The sequence below is a fragment of the Agarivorans sp. 1_MG-2023 genome, assembly GCF_030548385.1.
Classification (GTDB): Bacteria; Pseudomonadota; Gammaproteobacteria; order Enterobacterales; family Celerinatantimonadaceae; genus Agarivorans.
Map to the genome: position 1 here is coordinate 181675 of NZ_JAUOSJ010000001.1, position 23864 is coordinate 205538.

Below are 23864 nucleotides of genomic sequence, written 5' to 3' on the forward strand. Positions count from 1 at the left end.
TATCATGGGCTCCTGGCATTGATGCTGTGGCTAATGAGCAAGGCGTTTTCTTGCTTTACCCTGGGCGTTTAGAACATCGTAGTATTGAGGCGATTGAACAAGTTACATCAATTAACCACTCAGTGATTGCCCCAACAGAAATAAGCCTTGATCAACAACGGCTGCTAATTCGCTCAAATAGCGAGTTGGAACTGGTTGATGTGAATGCGCAACTGGCTTCTTTAGGTAAAGTGATATTTAGTCAGCAGCAAGTACGCTTATCTGGCGAATTACTGATCGCTCGCTTAACGGCGCCAGAACGAACGGTTGTTTATGATTTAGATAGTCATAATTCTCAATTAGCTTTAAATAAAATTGTAGAAGTAGACCATTTTTCATCGACCGAGCAATGGAGTATTCAAGGAAACTTACTTGAGTGGGTAAGTGACAACAATTATTGGAATTTATCGTTACCGTTAAATAACTTTTGGGGAATACACCCTTACCAATTGAGTTACTCAAATCAGCTGATATCTGCTCTTATTGCTGGGGAAGGTATTGATTGGTTATCGGTACTGATTGATGTTTCTGCTAACGATAGTAATAACATAGTAGATGGCGGCACGGTTTTAGTTGGAAAAGAGCTACGTTTTCAAACTTTTGGTGACCAATATAAGCTAGGGGATGAGTATAAGGTAACGCTCTTTAATCAACCTAATCAGTTGGTCAATGGTGCATCTGTCAATATAGATTTACCTTGGGCACTAACAACTAAGCCAGCATTCAGCCATTTAGAACCTCGTTTAACACACGTTATACCTAGTGGTTCAATTACTAGTCGTACCGCTTTCTATACCCTGTATGGTGAGCGCTTGGATCAGGTTGAGCAGTTATTTATAGGTGGCGATAGTCTTCAATCTGATGCATTTAATGTTAATCAAAATGCTACAGAAATTAATTTTTCACATGCTATTGGAGCGCCTGGTATTTATTCGGTTACAGCGAGTTTTGCCGATAATGCCGATCAAATTACTTTACCAGCGGCTGTTCTTGTGAGCCAAGCCATTGAGCTAAGCAGTGTAACGACAAGTAATTTGTCTGGTAATAGTTTACTTAGTGATTCTGGTAGTAACAGTATTACGATTAAAGGGCTTGGCTTGAAAGGTAAATTGGAGGTTTTCTTACTACCTCTGAACTTAGGTTGGAGTATTGATGATCTTCAATCGGTAGCCTATTCAGTGATTGGCGACGATTTAGTGATTGCGGATTCACCAGAAGCACAAGCAGGCACCGAGTATCAAGTAGTAATAAAACGAAATAGTACAAGTGAACTTATTTATGCTGACGAAAGCATGTGGCTAACCGTTATAGATGATACAGCCCCAACACTAGAAAATATTGACTCGCTTAACTATAACCAAGCGCTAACTATGCGATTTGGCGAAGCTGTTACCGCCAGTCATTTCACAGTGATTAAGCAATTCCGAGACTACAGTGATGCTGAAAACTTAGATATATCTGAGCGTTTTGAGTTAATTACTTTAAGCGAAAACGTTATTCAATTACGCTTAAAGTCAGGGTTCTTGGAGCATAACGCAGAGTACCGGATAGCTATCAATGGTCTGCGAGACTTAGCGGGAAATATTGCAAATGACAGTAAAATTGACACTGGTGTGTATCTTGAACATTTTGTAGCAAAAGATACGCTTGCACCTAGGTTATTGCGTATAGAACGCATATCCGACGGTGAACTGGTTGATTTAGGAATGTTGTTAACCCGCGGCAGAACTGAACAATTTTTAGTGAGCGCAGAAGACAACTATGAAGGTGAAGCTAATTACAAATATCGCTTATCCTACGCTTTTGGAGCTGCTGCTAGTGGATGGAAGTCTACAAATAACCAGAAGATAGCTGAACAGATAAAAGAAGAGTATGAATACCTAGAGCTTAGATTACTTGCTTCTGATGGTGCTGGAAATAGCAGTCAGATGAGCTTTAGGTCGTCATTACGCGACCCTCTCATTGAGTTAGAAAGCTTTTACACCAATCCGATTGAACCTGAAGAGTCTGTACGATCAGAACTATATTTTGACCTATTTGGCGATATAGATATGGTTAGTGCAACCACTATGGGTGTAGACAAAATTAGAAATGGTGCATCAGTAAATGTTTATAACAACTATTCCTTGGCTACCGGTTTGGTAAAAGGGTCGTTTTTAAATCCCAAGATTAAGGACTTATTACCAGAAGGTGCAGATGTAAAACCTGTTGAATTCAAAGCTAGGCTGAATGTGGCTTATGGATTTGGTGCCAGCAAAACATTTGACCAAGATTACACCTTATATTTGGACCGAACACCGCCAACTATAGAGATTGTGTCGCCAGGCGATGGCGAGTTTGTTGCTCTAGATGAGCGTACCGACGTCATCCTCAAATCATTTGATAAATATGGAATTGAAAAAGTAGAAGTACGCCAAAATAGTGGTGCTTGGCAACCGTTGACGGACCCTACTAAACATAGTGTTGTTCCTAGCAGCACAGATATAGAAGACGGCATTCTGATAGACGCTCGTGCTTACGATCCAAATGGGAATGTGAGTGTTATCGAGAGCATTACACTGTATCCATACGATGCCGAAGAAGGTGCACCTAAAGTGGCGTTTTTGTCACCGGACAATGGGACTTCTTACCGCGAGGGTGAGCCTGTTGTATTTGAAGTATTGTTGAGAAATGTTTTTGATGCAGAGGTATATTTCGACATCGGCGGTATTGAATCAGATAACCCTGTAATGCAGGTAAGTCGCAACGAAGCAGACAATGAAAGGCAGTTTGTTACGATCAACATGCCTGCAATTGATGAAAATGTGGTGGTGTTAGCACGGATTCAGAAAGCAAATCTTAAAGGGTTCACCTTCCTTAATGTTGCCAATGATGATGGCATTGAGGAAAGCATGCCATTGGATGTTCAACCATCGCAAAGGGTATTAACTGGTACTCAAGTGAAAGTTGAAGCGCAAAAACCTAATGATATGGCAGATTACTCGCCGTTGTCTTTGATAGAACTGAATGACCCCTTAGACGCATCTGCTGCGAGCACCTTATCAATAGGGTTCCCGCAGTTTGTTGAAGTCTCAAATGTTGGGGAGCAATTCAGTATAAGTTCGGTGTTAAGAGATCGCTCAGGCCACGAGAAGCGTGAACTGCAAATATTGACTAAAGTTCCGTATTTTGTAACTGATGACTGGGACCTTTTGGTTAAGGCTAGTTCAGCTACTGAGTCAGTGGTGGATATGGTTGGCCTGCCAGGCATGAGTTCCGGAAATGACCTTGTGATTGGGTTTGATAATCGAGCTGGTGGTTACAGAGTTACGAATGGTTCAACCACGGTAATTGAGTCGGCTGAAGGCGTGTTGGAGTCTATTAAAATGGGAACACATGGTATGTATGTGGTCTCTCGTGATAGCGCTGAAATACACCTTTCTAGATACGATGTAACAAGTAATGGTATTGCTAGTGGGCCTACTATGTTGTCTACAGTGGCAGGCGAACTTTTAGCAATAACCGAAGATTTATTATGGTTTAAACAAGGTAAGGCTATATCCGCTTACATTGATAACGGTGATACATTAGTTCCTGTTGCCGCTCACACGGTGTCTGGAGAAAACGTTTTTTCAGCCAAAGGTGATGGGCGTAGTTTATTGGTGTTATCTACCACTGGCCTAAGACGCTTGTCTGTTAATACACTGCCAGTTCCAGCTGTAGGCGTTGAGTATTCAATCGCTCTGCCTGCGGAAGCGTCAAACTTTGTTGTTAATCAAAGTGCAATCAGTACATGGCATAATAACCAGCTGAACAACTACCAACTACTGAGTGATGGACAGCTAGTTCCTGTCAATTCGCTATCCTTATCGGGAGAAATTAAAAACGTTGTTTTAGATGGAGAGTTACGCTGGGTTAATGTCTTGGAAAACGGGCAGTCTCAATGGCTAGCCACTCATAAAGAGGAATTGCTGGGGTATCTTCCTCATGCAGCTGAAAAAATAGCGGTGTTGCCGCAAACAATGTATTTACTTGATTCTACTCAAGAGGTACCAAAAGTCTTCTTGCGCCATATAGCCGTTAAAGATGAGTCTTTGTTGTCTACGATAACAGTGACTGAATTACCTAATACTGTTGAATTAGAACTAAGTATTGCTCAAAAACCTTTTGGACAGTTATCTACTGCAGTGTTTAGTGCTGAGCAGAAAATTGGTGGCTCTGCAGTTAATTTACAATCTCAAGGCGCTTACCGCTGGCGTATTCCGCGCAATGCGATCAACGGAAATGCGCTTACTTTAGTGACTAAATCTCATTTAGGCAGAACTGAAGAACCTATTTATTTGGCGACAGAGCGAGGAGCAGATTTAAGCAATCAGTCTCCTCCTGAACTGCAAACTATAGCCGAAGGCGCGACCGTACCATTAGTATCCACGTTGCTCAGTAGTTCTCGTGTTGAACGGGCATCGGGCGTTATAAAAGGCACTGAGTTAGCTTACGCCTCTTTTGATAGCTCTAGTTTGTTGGCTTGGGCTGAAATTGATTCTATAGATGATTTGAGTGTAGAGCTAAATATAGACAGCTCGCCTACTATTCGCACTCAATACCAAGTTATAGAGAATCAATCAGATAGCTTGTCGGTAAATATTCTATCTCCTCTTACTACAGATACGTTCGCGAGTGGCTCAGTTGCGTCTGTTAAATATCAAGTTAACGGTACTGAAGTAGATAACTTCCGCTTTGCTGAAGTGCGTTTGTTTGATTTCAATCGTAATCAACTAGGTCGTTGGTTGTTGGCAAATAGCAACGGTGAGATTGACATCCCTCTGCCTAGCCAAGTAAGTGGTGATATTTATTATGCGCAAGTAAGGGCGTATCACGGAGAGCATTATTATTACTCTGAACGTGAAGTCGCCTTTAAAATACTAGCAAGATCTCAATTGCCTAAACCTATTGTAGAGGGCATAAGTGCTAGCGCAATGGTGGGTGCAAATGTGGCGTATACCTTGACTAACTCATCGACTGAGTTACAAGGTGAGCTGCAGGTTTTCGAACTCAATGGTGAGTTAATCTCTGCAGACGAGAATCAAGTAAACTTTGTGGTACCTGATACTCAAGAGCTATCTGTTCAAGCAATATTACGTGATTCAGAAGGCAATCAATCTGCACAGGAATTTAAGGTGGCAGTGAGTAAAGGCGTCTCAGTCGAGGCCGCTGGTCAACGATTGCCTTTCGACACAATGTTGGGTGATGCAGGTCAAGCATGGCACAGCGTAGGCAGGGAGTTAATCAATCACAACGGTGACGCTGTGGTAGAAATGGCGGGTGACATTACAGCCATGGTAAGAATTGGTGACCGACTGTTGTTGGCAGTTGAGGGGCAAGGCTTACAAATTGTCGATCCTCAGGAAGGCTTCCAGTTACTGAGCAGTACACCTTCGCTTTCACGTACTCACTATATGGCTGTTTATGCAGATATCTTGTTGGTACAGCAAGAATACTCATTAGTGGCTTATCAAATAAAGGGCAATACGCTCGAGCAAGTAGCGGTAAATAGCAAGCAATCAAAGGGAGAATCTTCTCAACCCTATAGTGGCGAAGGAGAGATCCGTTCGATTCGCGCGAGTTTAAATGGATTTAGTGTTTTACAAGGCGATAGCTTACATAGATTTGAAGGTCATTTAGATGCTGTAGGCGGGAACCAAAGCTTGGCTCTACATGAACTAGTCGATTTACGTGTTGAGCTTGAAACCCCTCTCAGTAGTTTAACTAAAGGCGAGGTGGAGTTTGTTCTTAATGCTCAGCAGCAACTAGTTTCCTTAAATGGGAATACTGTTCTTGATGAACTGTATTTGGGCACCTCTGCCGAAATGTTAATAGAGTTTGACCGATACTTGTTAGCGTTAGACGCGACTAACGGGGTATTAACACTTATCGATGCGGTTAACCCTTCTCAGCTGTTATCACTAGGTTACTTTGCACTTCCTGCAAATCCAGGTGCTAAAGCGGCCACTTGGTTTAACGGTCAGTTGTGGTTGGGTGGTGACAATGGGACGGTGGTTAACATAAACGTTGAGCCTCATAGTCCAAGCTTAGTACTTGCTTCTGATGGAACCAAAGGTGCGATAAGCGAAGTCGCAATACAGAATGGCCACGTGGCAGCTGCAGCTGGTTATTATGGGAGTTTGTTGTTCCAACGTAATGTTGAACAATGGCAAGAACAAAGCTATCCGCAAAAAGGCTTCTCACAGGCTATCGACAAAATAGCTTTGGATGAGAAGTTCGTTTATATCGCTAGCCATTCGTTTGGCAGTATTAGTCGTATAGCGATAGATGATTTTGCAAGCGCTTCACCTGAAGTTACATCTGTGTTCTCAAATGTCGTTGCCGAAGAGTTGATCACAACGCCTACGCGTATTGTTGCTGCTCAAGGTAATCAACTCTGGTTCGCTAATAAAGAGAATCTTAATTCGATTGATTCTGTGGATTTACCGCTGGGTGAAACGATCATTGACGTTAGAAATCTAGGGGAAACCTTGTTTGTTGCGACCAATAATCGTCGCCTATATAGAATTCGATTGGGTGAAATGCCGTTTGAAGCATTTGATACAGTTATTGAAAGTGTTATTGATGGCGCTGCAGAACAGATCCGTCTATTAAGTAATTCAAGCGATGCACTGTACTTTATGCAAAGTGGAACCCTCAACAAATTATCGTTAATCGATTACGCAACTTCTAGCTTAAGTATTGCCGATTTACGTAAAGCTACTGCTATGGTGTATGCAAATGGCTATATTTACGTAGCCTATCAAAATGAAAACAATAGTACTGTTGCGGTAGTCAACGCAGAGACTATGCAAATAGACGACTATTTACCCTATACCTTTAGTGATGAGATAAGCTCTTTAGACATTGATCAAGATCTCATTGTTCTAGGTTTAGTAAACCAAGGAGTGAGAGTTTATGAATTAAATAGGCAATATTTTTCACCTCAACCCGGTTTAGCGTCCCCAGTACAAGGGTCTACCTTTGTACAAGGTGATTCTGTTTCATTGCGTTTGAACGATACATCTCACGTTGCTTCTGTTCGCTATTTCATTAATCAGCTAGAAGTTGGGGGAAGTGATAAAAGTCCATTTGTTGCCGACGCATTAGTGCCACCTAGTTTGCGTAATGGTCAGCCATTTTTTGTTAAAGCTCTCGTTGAATTACAAAATGGTAATTTGCATCAAAGCCAAGCGTTAAAAGTACTATTACAAGGTGAGGAACTTCCTGGTAATGCCTTTAATGTGACGCTAGTTAAACCGACTAACGGTTTTGCTACTTATGTTCCTAAACCGCTAGAGATTAGAGCGGTGGTTAATGATTCCTCTGTGCCGGTTTATCAAGTCGAGTACCTAGAAGCGAATACTGAGCTTGGTCCTTATCAAGTTATCGGTAAGCATTTTGGACCAGAATATGTGATTTACCGAGATTATGGCCTTGAAGATAGCGGGAGATTCTTGAAGGTGAGGGCCGTTGATGTATTCGGTAACACTACTGATTCTGTGCCTATATCATTTGTTCGAGCCGAAGACTCAGTAGTACCTAATATTGGAGCTTATCAGCTTAGCGGCGCATTAAATAATGACGGTGACATCATTGAACAGCATGCCTACCAAATTAACGTCGCCGTAAGTGACGATGAAAGTGGTGTGGCTTCAGCAATTATGAAGCGTAATGGTTTGATGATTGCCGCAAGGTTCTCTGATGGTGAGATAAATATCACTGAGCAGGGGGCTATCGCCGGAACAGAATATAGTTATCAACTAGAAGTTGTTGATAATGCGGGTAACCGAAGCCTATACGAGCAAAGCTATACGATGGTTGAGGATTCAGCCCCGTCTATATCTAATGTTGTGATTTCTCCGATGGAAATATTTGAACAGGGGAGATTCACATTAAGTGCTGATTTTGCTGATGATGTTGATTTACGTTTAGCCGAAATTGAGTGGAATAGCTTTGTTTACCCTGTTGCGGTGAGCGGTAAAACAACTCGCTTTACGAATCGTTACCGAGACCAACGTACAGAGCGCTTAACAGCAAACAGTAATGAGTTGTTAGTTCTCCGTGTTACAGACAATTTAGGCCAACTTACTGAACTACCAATTGCTGTAAATTTGGTACAAGACAAAGCCCCAGACCTTTCTAAGCTAGCGGTTGACTTCGATCCTGCAAGTTTTTATGGCGGCCATGCTCGTTTAACCCTTGGCAATTTTAATCTAGCTAATGAAGGGGATGATGTAGTTAAGGTTGAAGTTATTCCTAGTCAGTCGTTAGGACTGTCGACTACGCGCGCAAGTTTTGACCCAGAAACATCCTTAAATGGTGAGCTTAAACTCTCGTTGCCTATGCCTGCTGAAGAAGTGGCCGATAATGTTTATCGCTTTAGATTGCGCTTAACTGACTCACTAGGGCAACAGGGTGAATCTGCCGAGTTTTCAATTCCTTTGTGGTTTAGGCCAAATAGCTTAGCATTTGTAAATCCTTTAGCTGAAGTAACCATCAATCAGCCGTATGTTTCGGTTGGCCAACCTGCTACTTATAACGTTGCTGTTCTGGATAGAACAGGTAGACGTGTACCGTTACAAACTATTGGCTGGTTACTGCAAGCTTATGTTGATGGCAAGCCTGAAGGTGAAGTGATTGAGTTGGAACAACAAATTTCTGGCAGTAATGGTGAGGTATCGTTAGTTCTGAATACCGCAATATCTGCTGGATTGTATCAATTGCAAGCCAAGTTAAGTAATGCAGCATGGTTAGATGTTGACCCTGGTGTTAGTGACATTACTGTCGCTATGGGGGTACGTTTAATTGCTGGGGAAACTGCAGAAGTACAACTTAAATATCTTCCTACTTTAGTGGCTGGGGAAATCGCAGAGTTACAGTTTATAGCGAGAGACGTAGGTAATAACCTAGTTGAGTTAGATAGCCAAACTCAATTAACCGCCACATTTGAACAGCCCGGATTCCACTTTGGCTATGCAGATTACGTGCAGCTAATTCCTCAATTTAATGGTGCTGAAAAAGCAATCATTAACTTGCAAAATGGTGTTGCATCAGTGCCGCTATCTATTGCTCAAAAAGCGGGTGATTACAGTTTAGCGCTAGGGATAATGGATAATGGCTCAGTCTTCTCAAGTTACGACCAAGATGGCACAAGCCACTTTATCGCACTAGATAACATTGACATTAGTGTAGTTGGAGCCAATGCAGCATTCGTAACGGTGGAAGCGACCGAGCGTACTAATTTGCCACTAGGGCATATAGACCGACTGGAAGCCGGAGAAATCGTTAGTGTGCAAGCCACATTACGTGACCAATATTATAATCACGTAACCACTGTTACTCCGTTTAACGCAGAAAGCGCAGATTACGATTTGTTGTTACAAGTTGACGGCTCCGCGATAATCGATAGCAATGCAAATCAAGTCACTGTGGCTATGTCCTCTGGTATTGCAACAGCAAAAGTATTTACCCCAATGATAGAAAAAATCACTGTAGTGGGTAAAGAGTTGGTTGATTTAGGCGTTCAATTAGACCACTTAGGAAGCTTAGAGCTGGACTTCCTTAAACCCTTACCCGCAATTCTATCGGTCGAAGTAGGGCGGGTTGATGACAGCATCATTTCGCCAATCAATTTAGTCTTTAATGAAGCGGTTACCCAACCGTTCTTTGGTAGCGTTTTGTCTGTCACTGCCAATGATGAAATGGTAGATGGCGAGTTTGTTGTAGAAGACGAACAGGTGAAGTTTATTCCTTTAGAGCCTTTGGCTTTATCTCAGTGCTATCAAATTGACAGTGCATCTTCAGTACTAGTCGGTGTAGCGGCTAGTGATTCGTTGCTACCTCAGCAGTTATCTACCTGTGTGCCAGCATTGCGTTTACATATACCGAGTTACCCTTATGTATTAGAAGGTGAAGAGTTTGTTCTATCTGCGGAGCACGCTGATACATTTGATTTAGCTAATTTAGCCGTTCGTCTTAAACTTGATGTAGATGGTGATCTGCCTGTTTACCAAGATACTGACCTAGCAATGTTAAGGTTATCTGCGCCTGTTCATAGCGATAAGGCCGGTTACTTAGACGGAACAGCATTGCGACTATCTATAGAGGCGCTTGACGGAAATACCGTTATTGCTGAGTCACATAACCGCGCCACTGTTCAGGTTCTTCAAAAAGGTGGAGACTTTGACCAAGATGGATTATCTAATGAGCTAGAATTCGCAACCGATGGACTCGACCCCGCTAATCCTGATTCTAATGGTAATGGCACATTAGATGGCGATGATGATCTCGATGGCGATGGAGTATCTAACCGCGATGAAGTTGAGCATGGAACTAGTCTTACTAATCCTGACTCTGATGGGGATGGTTTATCTGATTACGACGAGATCTACGTATATGGTACTAATCCTTTATTAAAAGATTCCGATGGAGATGGTGTTTCTGATTACTTAGAAGCTCAGTTTGGTACCGACCCTACTAGTGAGTTGGATGCATGGGTTGATCCCTTCTTTATTACGTCTTTGCAAGTCTCACCAATGGTATTGGAATTCCCAATGCAAGCGGGTAAAGAGAATAAATACCGTTTCAGTGTATCCGCTACTTTGGTAATGGAAGGGAAGACCTATTCGGGGGTTAATTTAAGCAATGCTTATGATTTGCTGTATTTACACAGTAGTGAGCCCACTATTGCTGAATTTGACCAAACTCAGCCTGGTGCTTATCTAAATATACACAGCGAAGGTGAAGTGGAGTTAGAAATCGCCCTGCTAGAAAACACCAGCTTAAGTAAAATAATTCAGCTTAAGGTGTTACCTGCCAGCACCGAAGATACTCAGGTGCCAAGAATTCAACTCTTGGGGTCGGAGCCTTCGCATAGTTTGTATCTTGGTAGTGAACAGGGAGAAGTGACCTTCGATATAATTTCGGATCGACGATTTACTATTGAGCGCTTCATGTTAGATGGTGTCGCTATCGATTATGCGCGTAGTGAATTTTACTGTGCCACCATGGACGACTCAGATTACAACTGTAACGGCACTACTAACTATGTTTATCGTGATGAGCATTCGGCTTACCCGCAGCTAGGTGATAGAGACCTACGCTCTCACCGCTTTATCTTAAGCATGCCACAAGGTGTTACAGAAGATACCTTGGGCTTGTTAATGGCAGTGATTAAAGTCAGAGATAGTGTCTCCGACGAATTGATCGAGCTACCATTAGTTAAGCAAATTCCAGTACTAGAGAATTCTGAGCCGGAAGTGATCATTCACACTCCGCTAACGGGAAGCTTTGATGCAATAGAAGGGCAGAGCTTTAGCTTAGACTTTGATGTGCTTAATCCAAGCTTTGCGCCGCTTGAGGTGGAATTGTTAGCCGATGATGAGCCCCTAGCCACGATTGCTATGGCCGAGCTAAGTATTGATCTCTTAACTCGAGAAAAGTCTTATCAGTGGAGTGATTTGGGTGGTGAGTGTGATTTAACTCAAACCTGGACTAAACAAACCAATAACGGGCTTATCCTTAACCGCTATGCGATATCGGGTAATACCTGGCTGGCGATTCACGAGGCGGATGGCTTTGGTGAGCAATTATTACGTTCTAGCGATGAAGGTGAAAACTGGTTTAGCGTGTCGCCGGGTTCTGATGATTACTACGGTGACATTGCCAGTGATGGTAAAGGGCGCTTTATCGTAGGCGGTACCGGATACATTTCTGTTGATAACGGCAAGAATTGGCAGTTATTACCATCAAATATTCGTAGCGCTATTACCGGAAAAATTAAAACGGTTAAAACCAATGGGCAAGGCACATGGATGGTGCTTACTAACTCAAGAGAAGCGGCCATGTCTCATGATAATGGGCAAACTTGGCAAGCCGTGGATGAGCTTTCGGATAAAACGGTAAGTTCCCTGGAAGCGGGGGCTGACAATGTTTGGCTAGCATATGAAGGTTCTTCGATATTACGTTCTACTGATAATGGCCTAACTTGGGAAGCTACCAATGTAGGGTATGGACTTGAATCTCTGACCTCAGATGCGCAAGGTACCTGGATGTACTTGCGCAGTGATCGAGTCTATGTCTCTTATGATAATAGCGCCTCATTTGAAAAAGCAGATGTGTCGTTTAACTCTGAAGGCAGTTACTGGGGTACCAGTGGGGCTGTCAAGTTGGTTCAGGGAGCCGGCGATTGGGCTGTCTTATATAATGACCGTTTGTATCTGACTTCAGACCTTGGCCATACTTGGGTATATACCCCTCTTTATTTCCCTGAGTTTTTTCAAGGTGGTTATTATGCCGACTATTACTTAGGTGCATCTAATGTTGGGATCCATCTTGATGGGGCTAAATCCAAGGTAATGACCGGTTTAGATTTAAGAACCCCAAGCTGTGCCGGTACGCCAGGTATACAGCAATCGGTCTTATTAAACAGTGAGCTAGAGGGGGCGCAGCTTAGCCTTAGAGTTACCGCCCATACGGCCAACCATAGCCAAGAGCAATACTTCGCTTTGGGTCGCTTAAACTTGGCTGAAGAAACATGTCTGGCTACCAGTGTTAGCCTTCCGGAACAATACAGTAATGGTGTGTATTTGGAGAATGATAGTCACATTCAGTTGCCACAGTCATTTGCTGACAATTATGGCCAATCGTTGCTTGATAAGAGTAAATATTTAGCGAGCTTGAGCCCAGATACTCCTGAGATAGCAAGACCAATCTTCAAAAATGAAGACTTTTATATCGATAGTTCCGGCCTAGAATCGTTGGCATTAGTCGTCGATAACGAGGGGGTAAGCACCAATATTCCATTAGTTAAAACAGCGCTGGGTCGGTTCTTCTTAGACGATAAAGCGATGCTGGCGAACGCTATTGTCGATAATAGTATTCACTTAGTGGGTCTTAGCCCTTGTGGGGAGAGTTTCTCTTATCAACTTGATCTAGAGATTAAAGATCAAGCCAGCAATTTCATCGTAAGTCCGCTAAGCCTTGATCTTGAGCAGGAAATGACCAATAGCATTGCTATTGAGTTTGAAGGACAAGGTGCAGCCCCCGTTTATGTTGGTTTACTGGCCCATGTAGAAGAAAGCGACGAGCCTTTCCAACTATTGGGTGAACTGTCTAATTATAAGCAACAAGCGAGCTGTACTTTAGCCGAACGTTGTCTTGTCGACTTAGATCTTGTCAAGCAATGGTCTGAATACCAGTTTGGCTTTAGTCGAGATCTTCAGCTATCTATCCCTGTCTATACAGAGCTTGGATTAGGAGAACATCGCATGAGTTTATTAGTGGTACATGCTGATGGCCGAGTTGAATTGCAAGCGCTCGGTGAGCTGACCATTATGGAAAATAATGCTAGAGATATTCTGGAGGCAGAAGAGAATGTCTTGCTTGAGCTTAATCAAGTTCTTGCGGCTGGTGAAGTCGGGCAGCACAGCTTTATTGTTACTCAGCGAAGTCTGTTAACGATTGCTATGGGAGACATAGGCGCTAACGCTTTGTTTTATGTGGTTGATGCAAATGGTAATTTAATTTATAGCAGCGATGACTTTGAAGGGGACATTCCGGGTATTTACGCGTGGTTTGAACCTGGCGAATACACTATTTATATTGCCACTGAGGGGCTATCTTTTGCTGATGCCTTGGTCGGTTATGACCCTAATTTCTTAGGGGGAGAGCTTACTCTTACTGTAGAGGAATGTCTGCCAGGCGCTGCAATGGCGCCTGCGAGTCACTGTTGGCGTGAGAACGGTGGTCGCAGTCCTGTTGATAACAACCATTATTTTAATGCCGCTATAAAATGGCTACAGGGTTCGGTGCGGCCTAGTGCAGATGGTTATTATTATGTAGCCTTTGATGTATTAACTAATAGCAAGTACCACCTGTCTGGAAGTTACGATGCGGGCTTAGATTTTGACCTATACACTGGCTGTAATAGATACGTAGCGGGTACTGATTATTGTTCTTATCAGAGCGGGGGGGTGTTCATCGACAATCAAGCCTTTACTTCCCCTGACTATGGTGGTGGTTATAGTCACTCGGGCCGAGCTAATGCCGAAGAGTCTGGTAGCCGTTACTTGTTAAGGCTTACTTTAGAGAAAGCTGATGAACTGGACTATCAGGTCTGTTTCGACTTCTATGTGACTTCTGGTAAGCGTAGTGTCTGCAAAACTTTACCCAAATTATTGTCGGATACTCAAACATATAGCATTGATAGCTTAACAAGCTTATCGGAAGGAGACATGCTCAATGATTTAGTTGCTGAGCTTGGCTCCTTGAATGAAGTTGCACAAGTAGGCTATGCCCTAAATGGTGAATACCAAGGCACCTTATCAGCGAACCATTTCTATATTGATCCTTTCAAAGGGCTAGATGTAGGCATCATTCATACTGGGTATAAACTAGAGCAGTTCTTCGCGGAGCAAATTCTGGAATCAGATTGGCAATTCTTTAAACAATATGAGCGAGAGGGATATGGTGTTGAATTTATTAACCCTGCTTCAGGAACAACGGTGGATATTCGCTCATCAGGTTGTGTAGGTTCAGAATCGTGTATTTATGCCGGTAGCTATTGGTCTGAAAGCAGCAGCTCACAACGTTACTCCTTAGAAGGGCGTTATTACTCTGAAAATATTGTTAATGATGGTCAAAGTACTTGGTTAATCCTTGGTTCTGCTGCGCAAGTGTTCCGCTCTATAGACGATGCTTATAGTTGGGAAGAGATTGCGGTGCCAGATGGTGATTATACCGATGTCATGGATCTTGGTGAACAAACCTGGTTAGTAAAAGGTTCATGGATTGGCGATTCTCACCTTATTTCTCGTGATAATGGCGATACTTGGACCCCTCTACCTCATGACTTTAGTATGGAATGGCTGGAGTCTAATGGGCTGACTAGTGTTGCAAATGATAGCAATGGAGTGATTCTTGCTATGTATTCAGATGGTTCGGTGATCCGTTCCAGCGATCGAGCCCTGACATGGAATGCCTTGCCGGAAAACTTAGGGCTAAACACCAGCTGCAGCCTTCGCCCTAGGTTCATAAATTATATTGAAGGTCAGACTTGGTTGGCTGCCTACTATGATAGCTGTACAGGGTATGTGGGTCTGATGTCTAGTGATGGTGGCTTAACGTGGAAGCCTTTATCAAGCACTATGAATCCGCATATATATAGCCTCTCTATTGCTCGCTATGATGAACAAACCTTGTATGCAATTGCTGAAAATGGCAGCTCTTATCAAAGCCTTGATGATGGTTTAACGTGGGAAGATTTAACAAATTATCCTTACTTAAACGTACCAGTAGGCAGCAGCTACGCAGATGTTGACGATTTTGTGCATTTAGGCAATGACGAGTACTTATTAGCTATTGATAGCAATGTCTATTTATTGAAGGGACTGGCCGAGTGCATGGAGTGTAATAACTACCAGCAAGTCTATAAGCATTTCTCTACCCGAAGTATCGACTCATTCAAACAAATGTCTTGGGGATGGTTAGCCGTTGGAGATAACTTCTATGCGGTACCAAGTTCTGAGCGGCACTCGTTGGCGAGGGGCCATGAGCTTAGTCTTGAGGATGACGGTAAAGATTTAAGCCTAATCGTGCAAAGTAAAACCGGTGATATTAATGCTATCGAACTGGGGGCCGTATCTGTCAGTCCTGCAAGTTGTGCTGAGGAAAGTATTGCATGGGCTGAAGCGGGCAAGCCTTACAGAGATTTAAGCTGGGGAAGTCATTATCATGCCGATAATGAGTTAAATACCGCTCAGAGCCGCTATTTGCCATTCATTTGGCAGCAGTTAGCCTTGCAGCAAGACTCTGTGGTGCAAATAAATGACAAGCCAATTCAGTTTGCTGGGGCTCGCATTCAAGAGCTCGCGCTATATTCACCGCTAGATGACAGTTATAATGCGGAGGTGCTCTCGCAGGTCTCATCTAAGCGCTTTGAATTTGATGGCAGCCTTGCTGGACTTAGCCAATATCTTCAAGGTGAGCAACTCACTCTTAAAGGTAGTGGTGACTGTGGCGATTTTGAGGAAAATTTAGACTTATCCTTGATAGATGATCCTGCGCCTAGCGTTAAGTCGATTGGTTATAGGGATATCACTGCTAAATCTCAACGAAGCTTTGATTTAACAGTACAGGACGCGGGTAAGAATATTATCTATGTTGGACTGTATTTGGATGGTGCCCCTACTGCAGGTGACGTGCAGCTGATGGGAGAGGTGAGTGGTATCCGGCAGATTGGTGCGGGGGCTAATCAGCTTACCAATAGCTTATGTGCTCGCAACGGCTTTAAAGGTGACGCATGTTGGCAATATATTTATAGTCAAGACGAACAGTATACATTACAGGTACCAGTACAAACCTCGACGGCTCCAGGAACGTATTCGCTTAAGGCCTTAGTGGTCGACTCTACTGGGCATGTGACTTATGAAGACGTTGGGCAAGTTCGTGTTAGAGCTGAACGGTATTATTATAACCCTCCACCGAGTTAGAGAGATGATGAAATAAGTATGACCCTACTTAGCGCCTTCGGTTATCGGCCGAACAAAAAAAAGCCAATAAAAGTAGCAAGCCACATTAGCCCGCAGAGGGTGAGTGTGGTAATACCGGTAAAGAATAACCAAGCGGGGATAACTCGCTTCTTATCTCGACTTCAACAAGTGATGGTCGCTGATCAGCGTCCCCTAGAGGTGATTATTGTCGACAATAATTCTGATCAGCCGCTGAGTCTTCCAAAAGACTATCCGCTTCCCTTAACTCTGGCTCAATGTAAGTTGGTGGGGCCTGCTGCTGCCAGAAACGTGGGCGTTGGTTTGGCAAAAGGAGAATGGGTGCTGTTTACCGATTCAGATTGTATTCCCACCGCTAACATGGTGGCGGGTTACTCGACTAAGCAGAATCACTATGTTGCTTACGCTGGAGGGATAGAAATTATATCTAATGATTTACTCTCTCGTTATTATCGAGGGCAAGAAACGCTTACCCCGCGAGAAGCAATATACAGTGAACGTTTAGCACCAGATTATTTAGTCACGGCCAATTGTTTGGTGCTGAAAGCGGCGATTGAGCATATTGGAGGCTTTGATTGTAGTTTTAAACAAGCGGGAGGGGAAGATATTGACTTGGCCTTCCGGCTGCTGGAAATTGGCGAGCTAGCTTATCAATTCAACAGTATTACGGTGCATGAGTTTGATGATGGTTTTAGCGGTTTTGTTAAGCGCTTTCAGCGTTATGGGCGAGGGGTTCGACAGTTAGCCGACAAGTATCAGCTTGACTTTAAACCGCGACCCTTTTTACCAACAAAGTTTACTTGGGCTAATTTAGTGTTAGCGTTGATAGAGTATGTAGCTTATGCCACCGGTTATGCTAAGGGCGGACTTAAGTGAAGCGGGTTTTGGTAACGGGGGGCGCGGGGTTTATTGGCGCTAACCTAATTAGAGCCCTAGGCACTGACGTTGAGCTAACCGTTATTGATAACCTGCAGAGCGGAACGAAGCAAAATTTAGTCGGTTTAGATATAAAGCTGATTGTGGCAGACATATGCTCCTTTGATTTTTCTAGCTTGCCTAAGCAAGATGAAATCTACCACCTTGCCTGTGTGGCTTCCCCTCAACATTATCAAGCGCAGCCTTTAGCAACTTTAGCTTCGTGCTTTTTAGGAACTCAAAGGCTGCTAGATTTTGCGTTAAAAAATAACAGTAAAGTTGTTTTCACTTCCACCTCAGAAGTATACGGTGATCCTTTGGAGTTTCCACAAGCTGAAACTTACCATGGTAACGTCAACCCCTTGAGCAAAAGGGCTTGCTACGACGAGGGAAAGCGAGTCGCTGAAACCCTTTGTTATGAGTACTATGTACTGGGCTTAGATGTGAAAATAGCTCGAGTATTTAATACTTTTGGCCCTTATATGTCAGCCAACGACGGACGTGTGATCGCTAACTTTATTAATCAAGCTATACAAGGGCAAGCATTAACGATTTATGGCGATGGAATGCAAACCCGTTCTCTAGTTTATGTTGATGATACTGTTACAGCTTTACAGCGCTTAATGGCTTTAGTGACTCAGCAGCTCTGTGTTGTGAATGTGGGTAATGACCAAGAAAAAACAATTTTGCAATTAGCTTTAGATGTTAAAAGTGCCATTAACCCGCAATTGCCCTTTGCTTTTCAAGCACTGCCAGAAGCCGACCCACAAAGGCGCAGGCCTTGCCTTGCTAAGTCCAACGCCTTACTCGGAAAGTACCAGTTTACCTCGTGGCAACAAGGTTTGAATAATACGATTAAGTATTTTTCTAGCCCCTTCGCTAGCCTTCTTTCAGGATAATACACCTTGTTATTCTGACCGAAGAGTTAGTTTTCGAGCTTGTTTAGGATCGTGTATGTAGCGAGCCGTTTCCATTAATTCTGTCCAACGCTTCATTAAGTTTGGGTTAGCTTGTAATTGTGAATTATGCCAAGGACCAAAGGGGTGATCTTTCCACAGCTCTACATTCCACATCGGTTGAGTTGGCCAGTCAGTGTTGATATAAGACACTGCTTTAATTAATCCCTGGTTAAGTTCAAAGAAGTTATGACTCCATTCAAAGAAACGCCACACCCTATCTGGGTTTGGGTTGGAAGTATCATAGTCGTGAGCGGCCCACTCAGCGACAAACACCGGAAGCTTCTTGCTTTTAGCTAAGCGATGCGCAACGGGATTGGCGCTAGACTCAGCACTTAATGGTCTAAATAGCGCATAGCCTATCCAGTCAACATAGTCATCGCCGGGCCAGAATTGCTTCCATTTTTTGGCGGGAATATGCATAGTGCTGGACTGCATGACGGTGGCAAAGTTATCAATGTTTCGGCTGCGTAGGTGATCGACAATGCGGCGAAAAGCTTGCTGAAAGGCTTGAGGATCATAGTTATTCCAAGGGGCATCAAATTCATAGCCTATCCGCAGGAAAAATTGTCGCTCGGGGTAGGCAGCCATAAAAGTACTAAATTCGTCTAATAAATGATCTAGTTTACCCGTGCTGATTTTTTTTTCTGCATCTGTCTGCATCGATATAGCAATATGTACCATCATATCTTTAAGCTCAGGGCTATCAAGATAACATTTTAAGCACATTGGGCCGGCACCCCAATTATCATTATGATTTAGGCCGTCAATACGCCCAGTAGCAAAGGTGTAGGAATGTTTATCTAATTCAAAGTTCAGGGTCCCGCCCTCACCAAAATAAACATAGTGGGTTAAGCCCGCGGGTTTACCAAAATGATCTATGTAGCCATTGCGGTAATCAGCATGTCCACCAACGGTGTCATTGTCTTGTCCTACAAAGACCAATATAGAGTCATTATCGGGTTCAAACTTAGTCGCATGCACATGGCTTATTGTAAAGAGTAATGCAATAAGCGAAATCCGTTTTAATCCTTTAGCTAACATTTACTTCCTTCTCGACACTCTTTATGTTTAATTTATTTAATTACATCATGTTACAGTCACAATTGACAACCTTAGTTATATGCTATTTCTTAGTCCTAGTTATGGAGTGGTTAGGAGAATATTTAGTTAAATGGAAGTAGAATTGTATTAGGGCGCAATCACCCAGTTCACTCGCCTATCGCTGGGGATCGAGAGCAGTTTCTACGCGGCGTAAACTCATCACCTAATAGCCATTCTACCACCGTTAAACGTTGTTCAAGATTTTGGCTTTGATGGGGCTCTTGAGCAAAAGTATAATATTGTCTCATTAAGCTACGAACAAAGCGTGGTATATCATCACCGCGTATTTCTGAAGGCCATTTAACTAAGTCTTTTATGCCCAAGGTAGATTGCTCGGTTAATAGATAACTGATGCTTTGCGTGCAAATGATTGGGTAAAGAGATAGTAAGTATTCTAGGGCTACTTCGCCAAAGAGCTTAGGGGCAAGCTCGGTGACGAATGGCTCTGGTAATAGGGTAATGCTAGGTGCTGGCATGCAGATCCTTCAGCTACCTGTCGCGCTAATCATCAACTTCATTGTCTTTTCTATCAAAATGTTAAGCTGATAAATACGAAGAATAACAAAATCTTACTGTTAATAGCGTCAAATTTATAGATGTTCGTTTGTTTTTGTTATAACAGCGAAGCGACTAGCCACCGGCTATTTCAGCGAGTGAGGGTGATGCGCTTTTAAGGCGCTTTAACTTTCTCTTCGTGTACTAGGTCGTGAAAAAGGTTTTGGCGCCAATCAAACTCTAAGCTGCGGTCGTTGGGGGCGGGGTTGTAGTAGTAGGTGAATCTAACAAAACCATTTTCTCTACCTTTGGTTTTGTTTTGTTTTGTTGATGAGAAAAACTCCCCCAATATTTTTCCATAATTTGCATGTATTACTTCACCTTCACTGTTTAGCTTAGTGTTGACTCGGAAAATGTAACCTAAAGCTGAACTATCATAGGTTGTGATAGTTTTAGTGTTTGAAGATAGGCTCTTTTTCAAAGCAAGGGTTCTAGAGTAAGGTGAGTCGGGGGCTTGATAGGGGAATAGATATTCGGAGTTAGTCGTAGCTTTATTTAGTTTAATTAAGCCGTCTCCAACATTAGTAAAGGATACCCTTAGCTCATTGTTATTATTATCATAATCTACATATTCCCCTTCTAAGTAAAAGAGAATATGGGCAGTATTTCCCATTCCATATGGTGTAACCCAATCTGCTTGCTCAAAGTCAAAACCAATCGCGGTTTTTTTCTTGGGGAAGCGAAGCGTTAGCTTTTTGGCATACATAGCGGTGGGATTTTTCTTTTTGCGCAGCTCGATGGTGAGGTTTTGGTCACCACGGCTGGTTCTTCTAATGTTGGAAGGATAATAACCGTCTTTGTATATGCCTATCATCGCACCAAATTGACTGGTTCGTCGTGCGCTAACTTCACCTTGTTTATCCGTTAATCCATCAAAATCGTTACTGCCTTGGCTTAACATAAAGTTCATAACCACTTTAGCATCTTTAACAGGGTGGCCATCTTGGTCAACCACTTTTAGCTTAATTTGGATTAAGTTTCCTGCGCAGGCGGTTAGCCCTAAAATTAGCAAACTTAGCGCTAAGTGTTTAATTAAGATGATGTTTGGCCCCTTGGCATAACCCGTTATTCCTTTAACTTTACAGTCAGTTAGTGTGTCTTTTGTTACTAGCCTTGTCAAAGCTATTCATTTAAAAACATTAGCTTTTACATGATCTTATGGTGTTATCACATTCTCTTGTTACCCTTTGTCACCGGGTTACTCCAGTAACTTACTTCTTTGCGATTGCTCAAAAATCCACAATGGCTCCGTCAAAACAAAACAGCGTTACGCCAACTGCTTAATCGCTGATTTAAACCGGAGATTTACACTATGACTACATCTACTTTTAAAAAGCATCCGCCAATTCCAGCTGAGCGTTTGGCTAAATATCAAGATTTATGGATGAATTCGCAGAGCATCGATGGTATCGATCAAGACGTGATGGAACACTTAGTACGCATTAGTGAAATGGGCGGTGTTGGGCTTGAGGTAGTGGGTAACCTAAACAAAGAATACTTAGGTGCATTTATGGCGCCGTTCTCTCGCGATACCAAGAATGCCGATATTGTGGTGGTAGGGCAGCCTTTAGAAAAAGCCGCGCCTATGAATAGCTCGCACAAATATGGGCCAAAGGCCTTGCGCGAAATTTCTAAAAACGCCATGGGTACTATTGAGCCAAGCCCAACCGGTGGCTGGGATATTCCGTTTGATGATGCGCGCATTATTGATTACGGCAATATTGATACTTACGGCCAGTTTGATATGAAAGATGAAGTGCAAAAAATTGTTGAAGAGTACGAAAAAATTGTACTGGAAGACGATTGCGTTACCTTTACCTGGGGCGGCGACCATACCACCAGCTATGCACCTATTGCGGCTTTAGGTAAAAAGTTTGGCCCATTAAGTTTGATTCACTTTGATGCGCATTATGACTTGGTAACATTTGCTGACTTTGAATACCCGTACCATTCGGGCAACCAGTTTACTCGTAACTTTGCTGAAGGGAATCTAGATCCTGAACGCATGATTACCATGGGCATTCGTGGTCGAATGACAGCTTTAGTCGGCGGCCATGCTAAAAACTTTGGGGTTGAAACCTATACCTCTGACGATGTGTTCGACTTAGGCACCACCGAGATCGCCGAGCGTATTTTACAACGAGTTGGTGATGGCCCTTGTTACTTTAGCTTTGATCTTGATTCATTAGATGCCACAGACAATGCCTCTAACTCGGCGATTGAACCCTTTGGCCTTAAGTCACGCCAAGTGTGGGATATTATTCGTTACTTGCGTAAGCACGGTAACATTAACTTAGTAGGGGCCGACGTGGTGGAATACACACCACAGCATGACATTTCTAAGCGTGATGGTTACATTGCTGCGGGTATTAGCTGGAAGCTGCTTTGCTGGTTAGCCGACTGCACTGCTAAGCGTAACGGTGAAAAACGTAAAACAGAATGGCCACAAGCCTTTGGCAAAGCCAGTTTGTAATGAATGAGGCGGCAGTAATGTCGCCTTTTTGTTTTTCCCGCTTAGGAGTTATATATGAAAACACCACGTTTTTGGGGTTTAGAAGGCTGGTACACCGCGCATTTGTGTTACGGGGTTATTCAGCTGGTGTTTATCCCGATCCTCGTCCCTACTTTTATTTATGAGCAAACTGGCAGCGCTACGCAAGTGGGCTTGGCGATGGGAATATTGGGTTTATCGGGTTTATTGGCGCCGTTACTTGGAGGCTTGGCTGACAAGTATTGTGCGCATCGAGCTGCACAGCTAATTGGATTGGCCGCCATTGCCATTGCAGCATTGCTTTTTGCTGCTTCTGGTGCAAGCTTTGCGCTGCATCTTATTGCTTCGGTTTTTCTGGGTTTAGGTTCCGCTTCCCTTCTGATGATTAACCCGGCGTTTATCGTCTCCGGGGGTTATGACGCAGAAGAGGAAGCCTCTAAACTTACAGTGCTTAATCAGGTCGCTATTGTAGGTTCATTACTTGCGGGGGTGGGTTTGGCTGCATTAACCGAGGCAGGCGTATCGTTTGAAATACGCTTTGCAGTAATGTTTGCAGTGCCTTTAGTTGCCTTAATCATTACCGCCGCCACCAATAAACAAGCTGCTTCTCGAATTAGGGTTGATCAAGTCGAGCAAGGTGGAAGTGGAACCGGTGGAATTAAACAGATCGTTTTCTCTCGTTTTGGTTTAATTTTGCTGGCTATCTTTTTTGTGTCGATAGGTCAGGGAATTATTACCGGTCAATTTCCCAACTACATGGGCAAAGTGTTCGCAATACACGCAGCGTCGTCGGCTATGGCTTTGTCGGTATCGGCGGTGGTGAGCTTGGTATTGTTGTCGTTAGTGGGTAAAACCATGGCAAAAGTGGGCGGGGAGAAAGTATGGCTACTCGCAGTATTAGTGAAAGTTTTTGTGATGCTGGGTTTAGTGGTACTAGCATTAAGCAGCAATAATGCGGCGTACTTACCTTTGGCACTGTATGTGGCGTATTTGCAAGGCGTTACCACTGTAGATATGGTGCAACCGGCGATTGCCGCTAAAGCTTCGCGAGCTGGCGCTGGCATGACTCAAGGTTTATTAATGTTTGCGATTGCCGGGGCATATGCATTAGGCAATTTTGCTAGTGGGATAAGTGCCGATGCTTTTGGCTGGAGCTCGTTGGCCTGGTTAGTTGCTATGGTGAGCACTATCGCCTTGTTATTGGGATTACAGTGTATGCGTGCTAAACCAATAGTTGAAATGCACCGAGCTAGTTTTAACGGCTAACCACAA

At 43.3% G+C, this 23864-nt stretch carries 8 protein-coding genes (1 of these 8 running past the window's edge); 5 read left to right on the forward strand and 3 right to left on the reverse strand.

Translation table 11 applies throughout. The annotated features are described in order from the left end of the window. The 3 genes in view from Q4592_RS00675 to Q4592_RS00685 are tightly spaced (at most 18 nt apart) and all read left to right on the forward strand, a layout consistent with a single transcriptional unit that may run on beyond the window. Positions 1 to 16553, forward strand: partial view of an Ig-like domain-containing protein gene (locus Q4592_RS00675; RefSeq protein ID WP_303508516.1) — the 3' end only. It extends 21787 nt beyond the left edge of the window; only the last 16553 of its 38340 coding nucleotides appear in the window; its start codon lies off the left edge, out of view; the stop codon is at positions 16551 to 16553. Positions 16554 to 16571: 18 nt separating this feature from the next. After that, entirely contained in the window at positions 16572 to 17447 is an 876-nt protein-coding gene (locus Q4592_RS00680; RefSeq protein ID WP_303508519.1) for a glycosyltransferase, read from the forward strand. Beyond that, on the forward strand, positions 17444 to 18385 hold the full coding sequence (locus tag Q4592_RS00685; protein ID WP_303508521.1) for an NAD-dependent epimerase/dehydratase family protein: 942 nt from the start codon (positions 17444 to 17446) through the stop codon (positions 18383 to 18385). The genes Q4592_RS00680 and Q4592_RS00685 overlap by 4 nt, the downstream gene beginning before the upstream one ends. A gap of 9 nt (positions 18386 to 18394) precedes the next feature. Here Q4592_RS00685 and Q4592_RS00690 read toward each other — a convergent pair whose 3' ends face one another. The 3 genes from Q4592_RS00690 to Q4592_RS00700 all read right to left on the reverse strand — a co-directional run bounded on the left by Q4592_RS00690 (position 18395) and on the right by Q4592_RS00700 (position 21221). Further along, positions 18395 to 19486: a hypothetical protein gene (locus tag Q4592_RS00690; protein ID WP_303508523.1), complete on the reverse strand. Its 1092-nt coding sequence runs from the start codon at positions 19484 to 19486 to the stop codon at positions 18395 to 18397. A gap of 167 nt (positions 19487 to 19653) precedes the next feature. Next, a complete protein-coding gene (locus Q4592_RS00695; RefSeq protein WP_303508525.1) occupies positions 19654 to 20022 on the reverse strand; it encodes a hypothetical protein in 369 nt (122 codons plus the stop codon). A gap of 194 nt (positions 20023 to 20216) precedes the next feature. Beyond that, positions 20217 to 21221, reverse strand: a complete 1005-nt coding sequence (locus Q4592_RS00700; RefSeq protein WP_303508528.1) for a hypothetical protein — start codon at positions 21219 to 21221, stop codon at positions 20217 to 20219. 192 nt (positions 21222 to 21413) lie between these two features. Between Q4592_RS00700 and Q4592_RS00705 the strand changes: the two genes are divergently transcribed. Together Q4592_RS00705 and Q4592_RS00710 are read left to right on the forward strand one after the other, a co-directional pair. Beyond that, positions 21414 to 22574 (forward strand): arginase family protein, encoded by a 1161-nt coding sequence (locus tag Q4592_RS00705; RefSeq protein ID WP_303508530.1) that lies wholly within the window; start codon positions 21414 to 21416, stop codon positions 22572 to 22574. Positions 22575 to 22628: 54 nt separating this feature from the next. Further along, a complete protein-coding gene (locus Q4592_RS00710; protein WP_303508533.1) occupies positions 22629 to 23858 on the forward strand; it encodes an MFS transporter in 1230 nt (409 codons plus the stop codon). Positions 23859 to 23864 lie beyond the last annotated feature (6 nt).

Coding starts and splice junctions, on each gene's coding strand:
- Q4592_RS00680 (WP_303508519.1), top strand. CDS start 16,572: ATGACCCTACTTAGCGCCTTCGGTTATCGGCCGAACAAAAAAAAGCCA.
- Q4592_RS00690 (WP_303508523.1), bottom strand. CDS start 19,486: ATGTTAGCTAAAGGATTAAAACGGATTTCGCTTATTGCATTACTCTTT.
- Q4592_RS00695 (WP_303508525.1), bottom strand. CDS start 20,022: ATGCCAGCACCTAGCATTACCCTATTACCAGAGCCATTCGTCACCGAG.
- Q4592_RS00705 (WP_303508530.1), top strand. CDS start 21,414: ATGACTACATCTACTTTTAAAAAGCATCCGCCAATTCCAGCTGAGCGT.
- Q4592_RS00710 (WP_303508533.1), top strand. CDS start 22,629: ATGAAAACACCACGTTTTTGGGGTTTAGAAGGCTGGTACACCGCGCAT.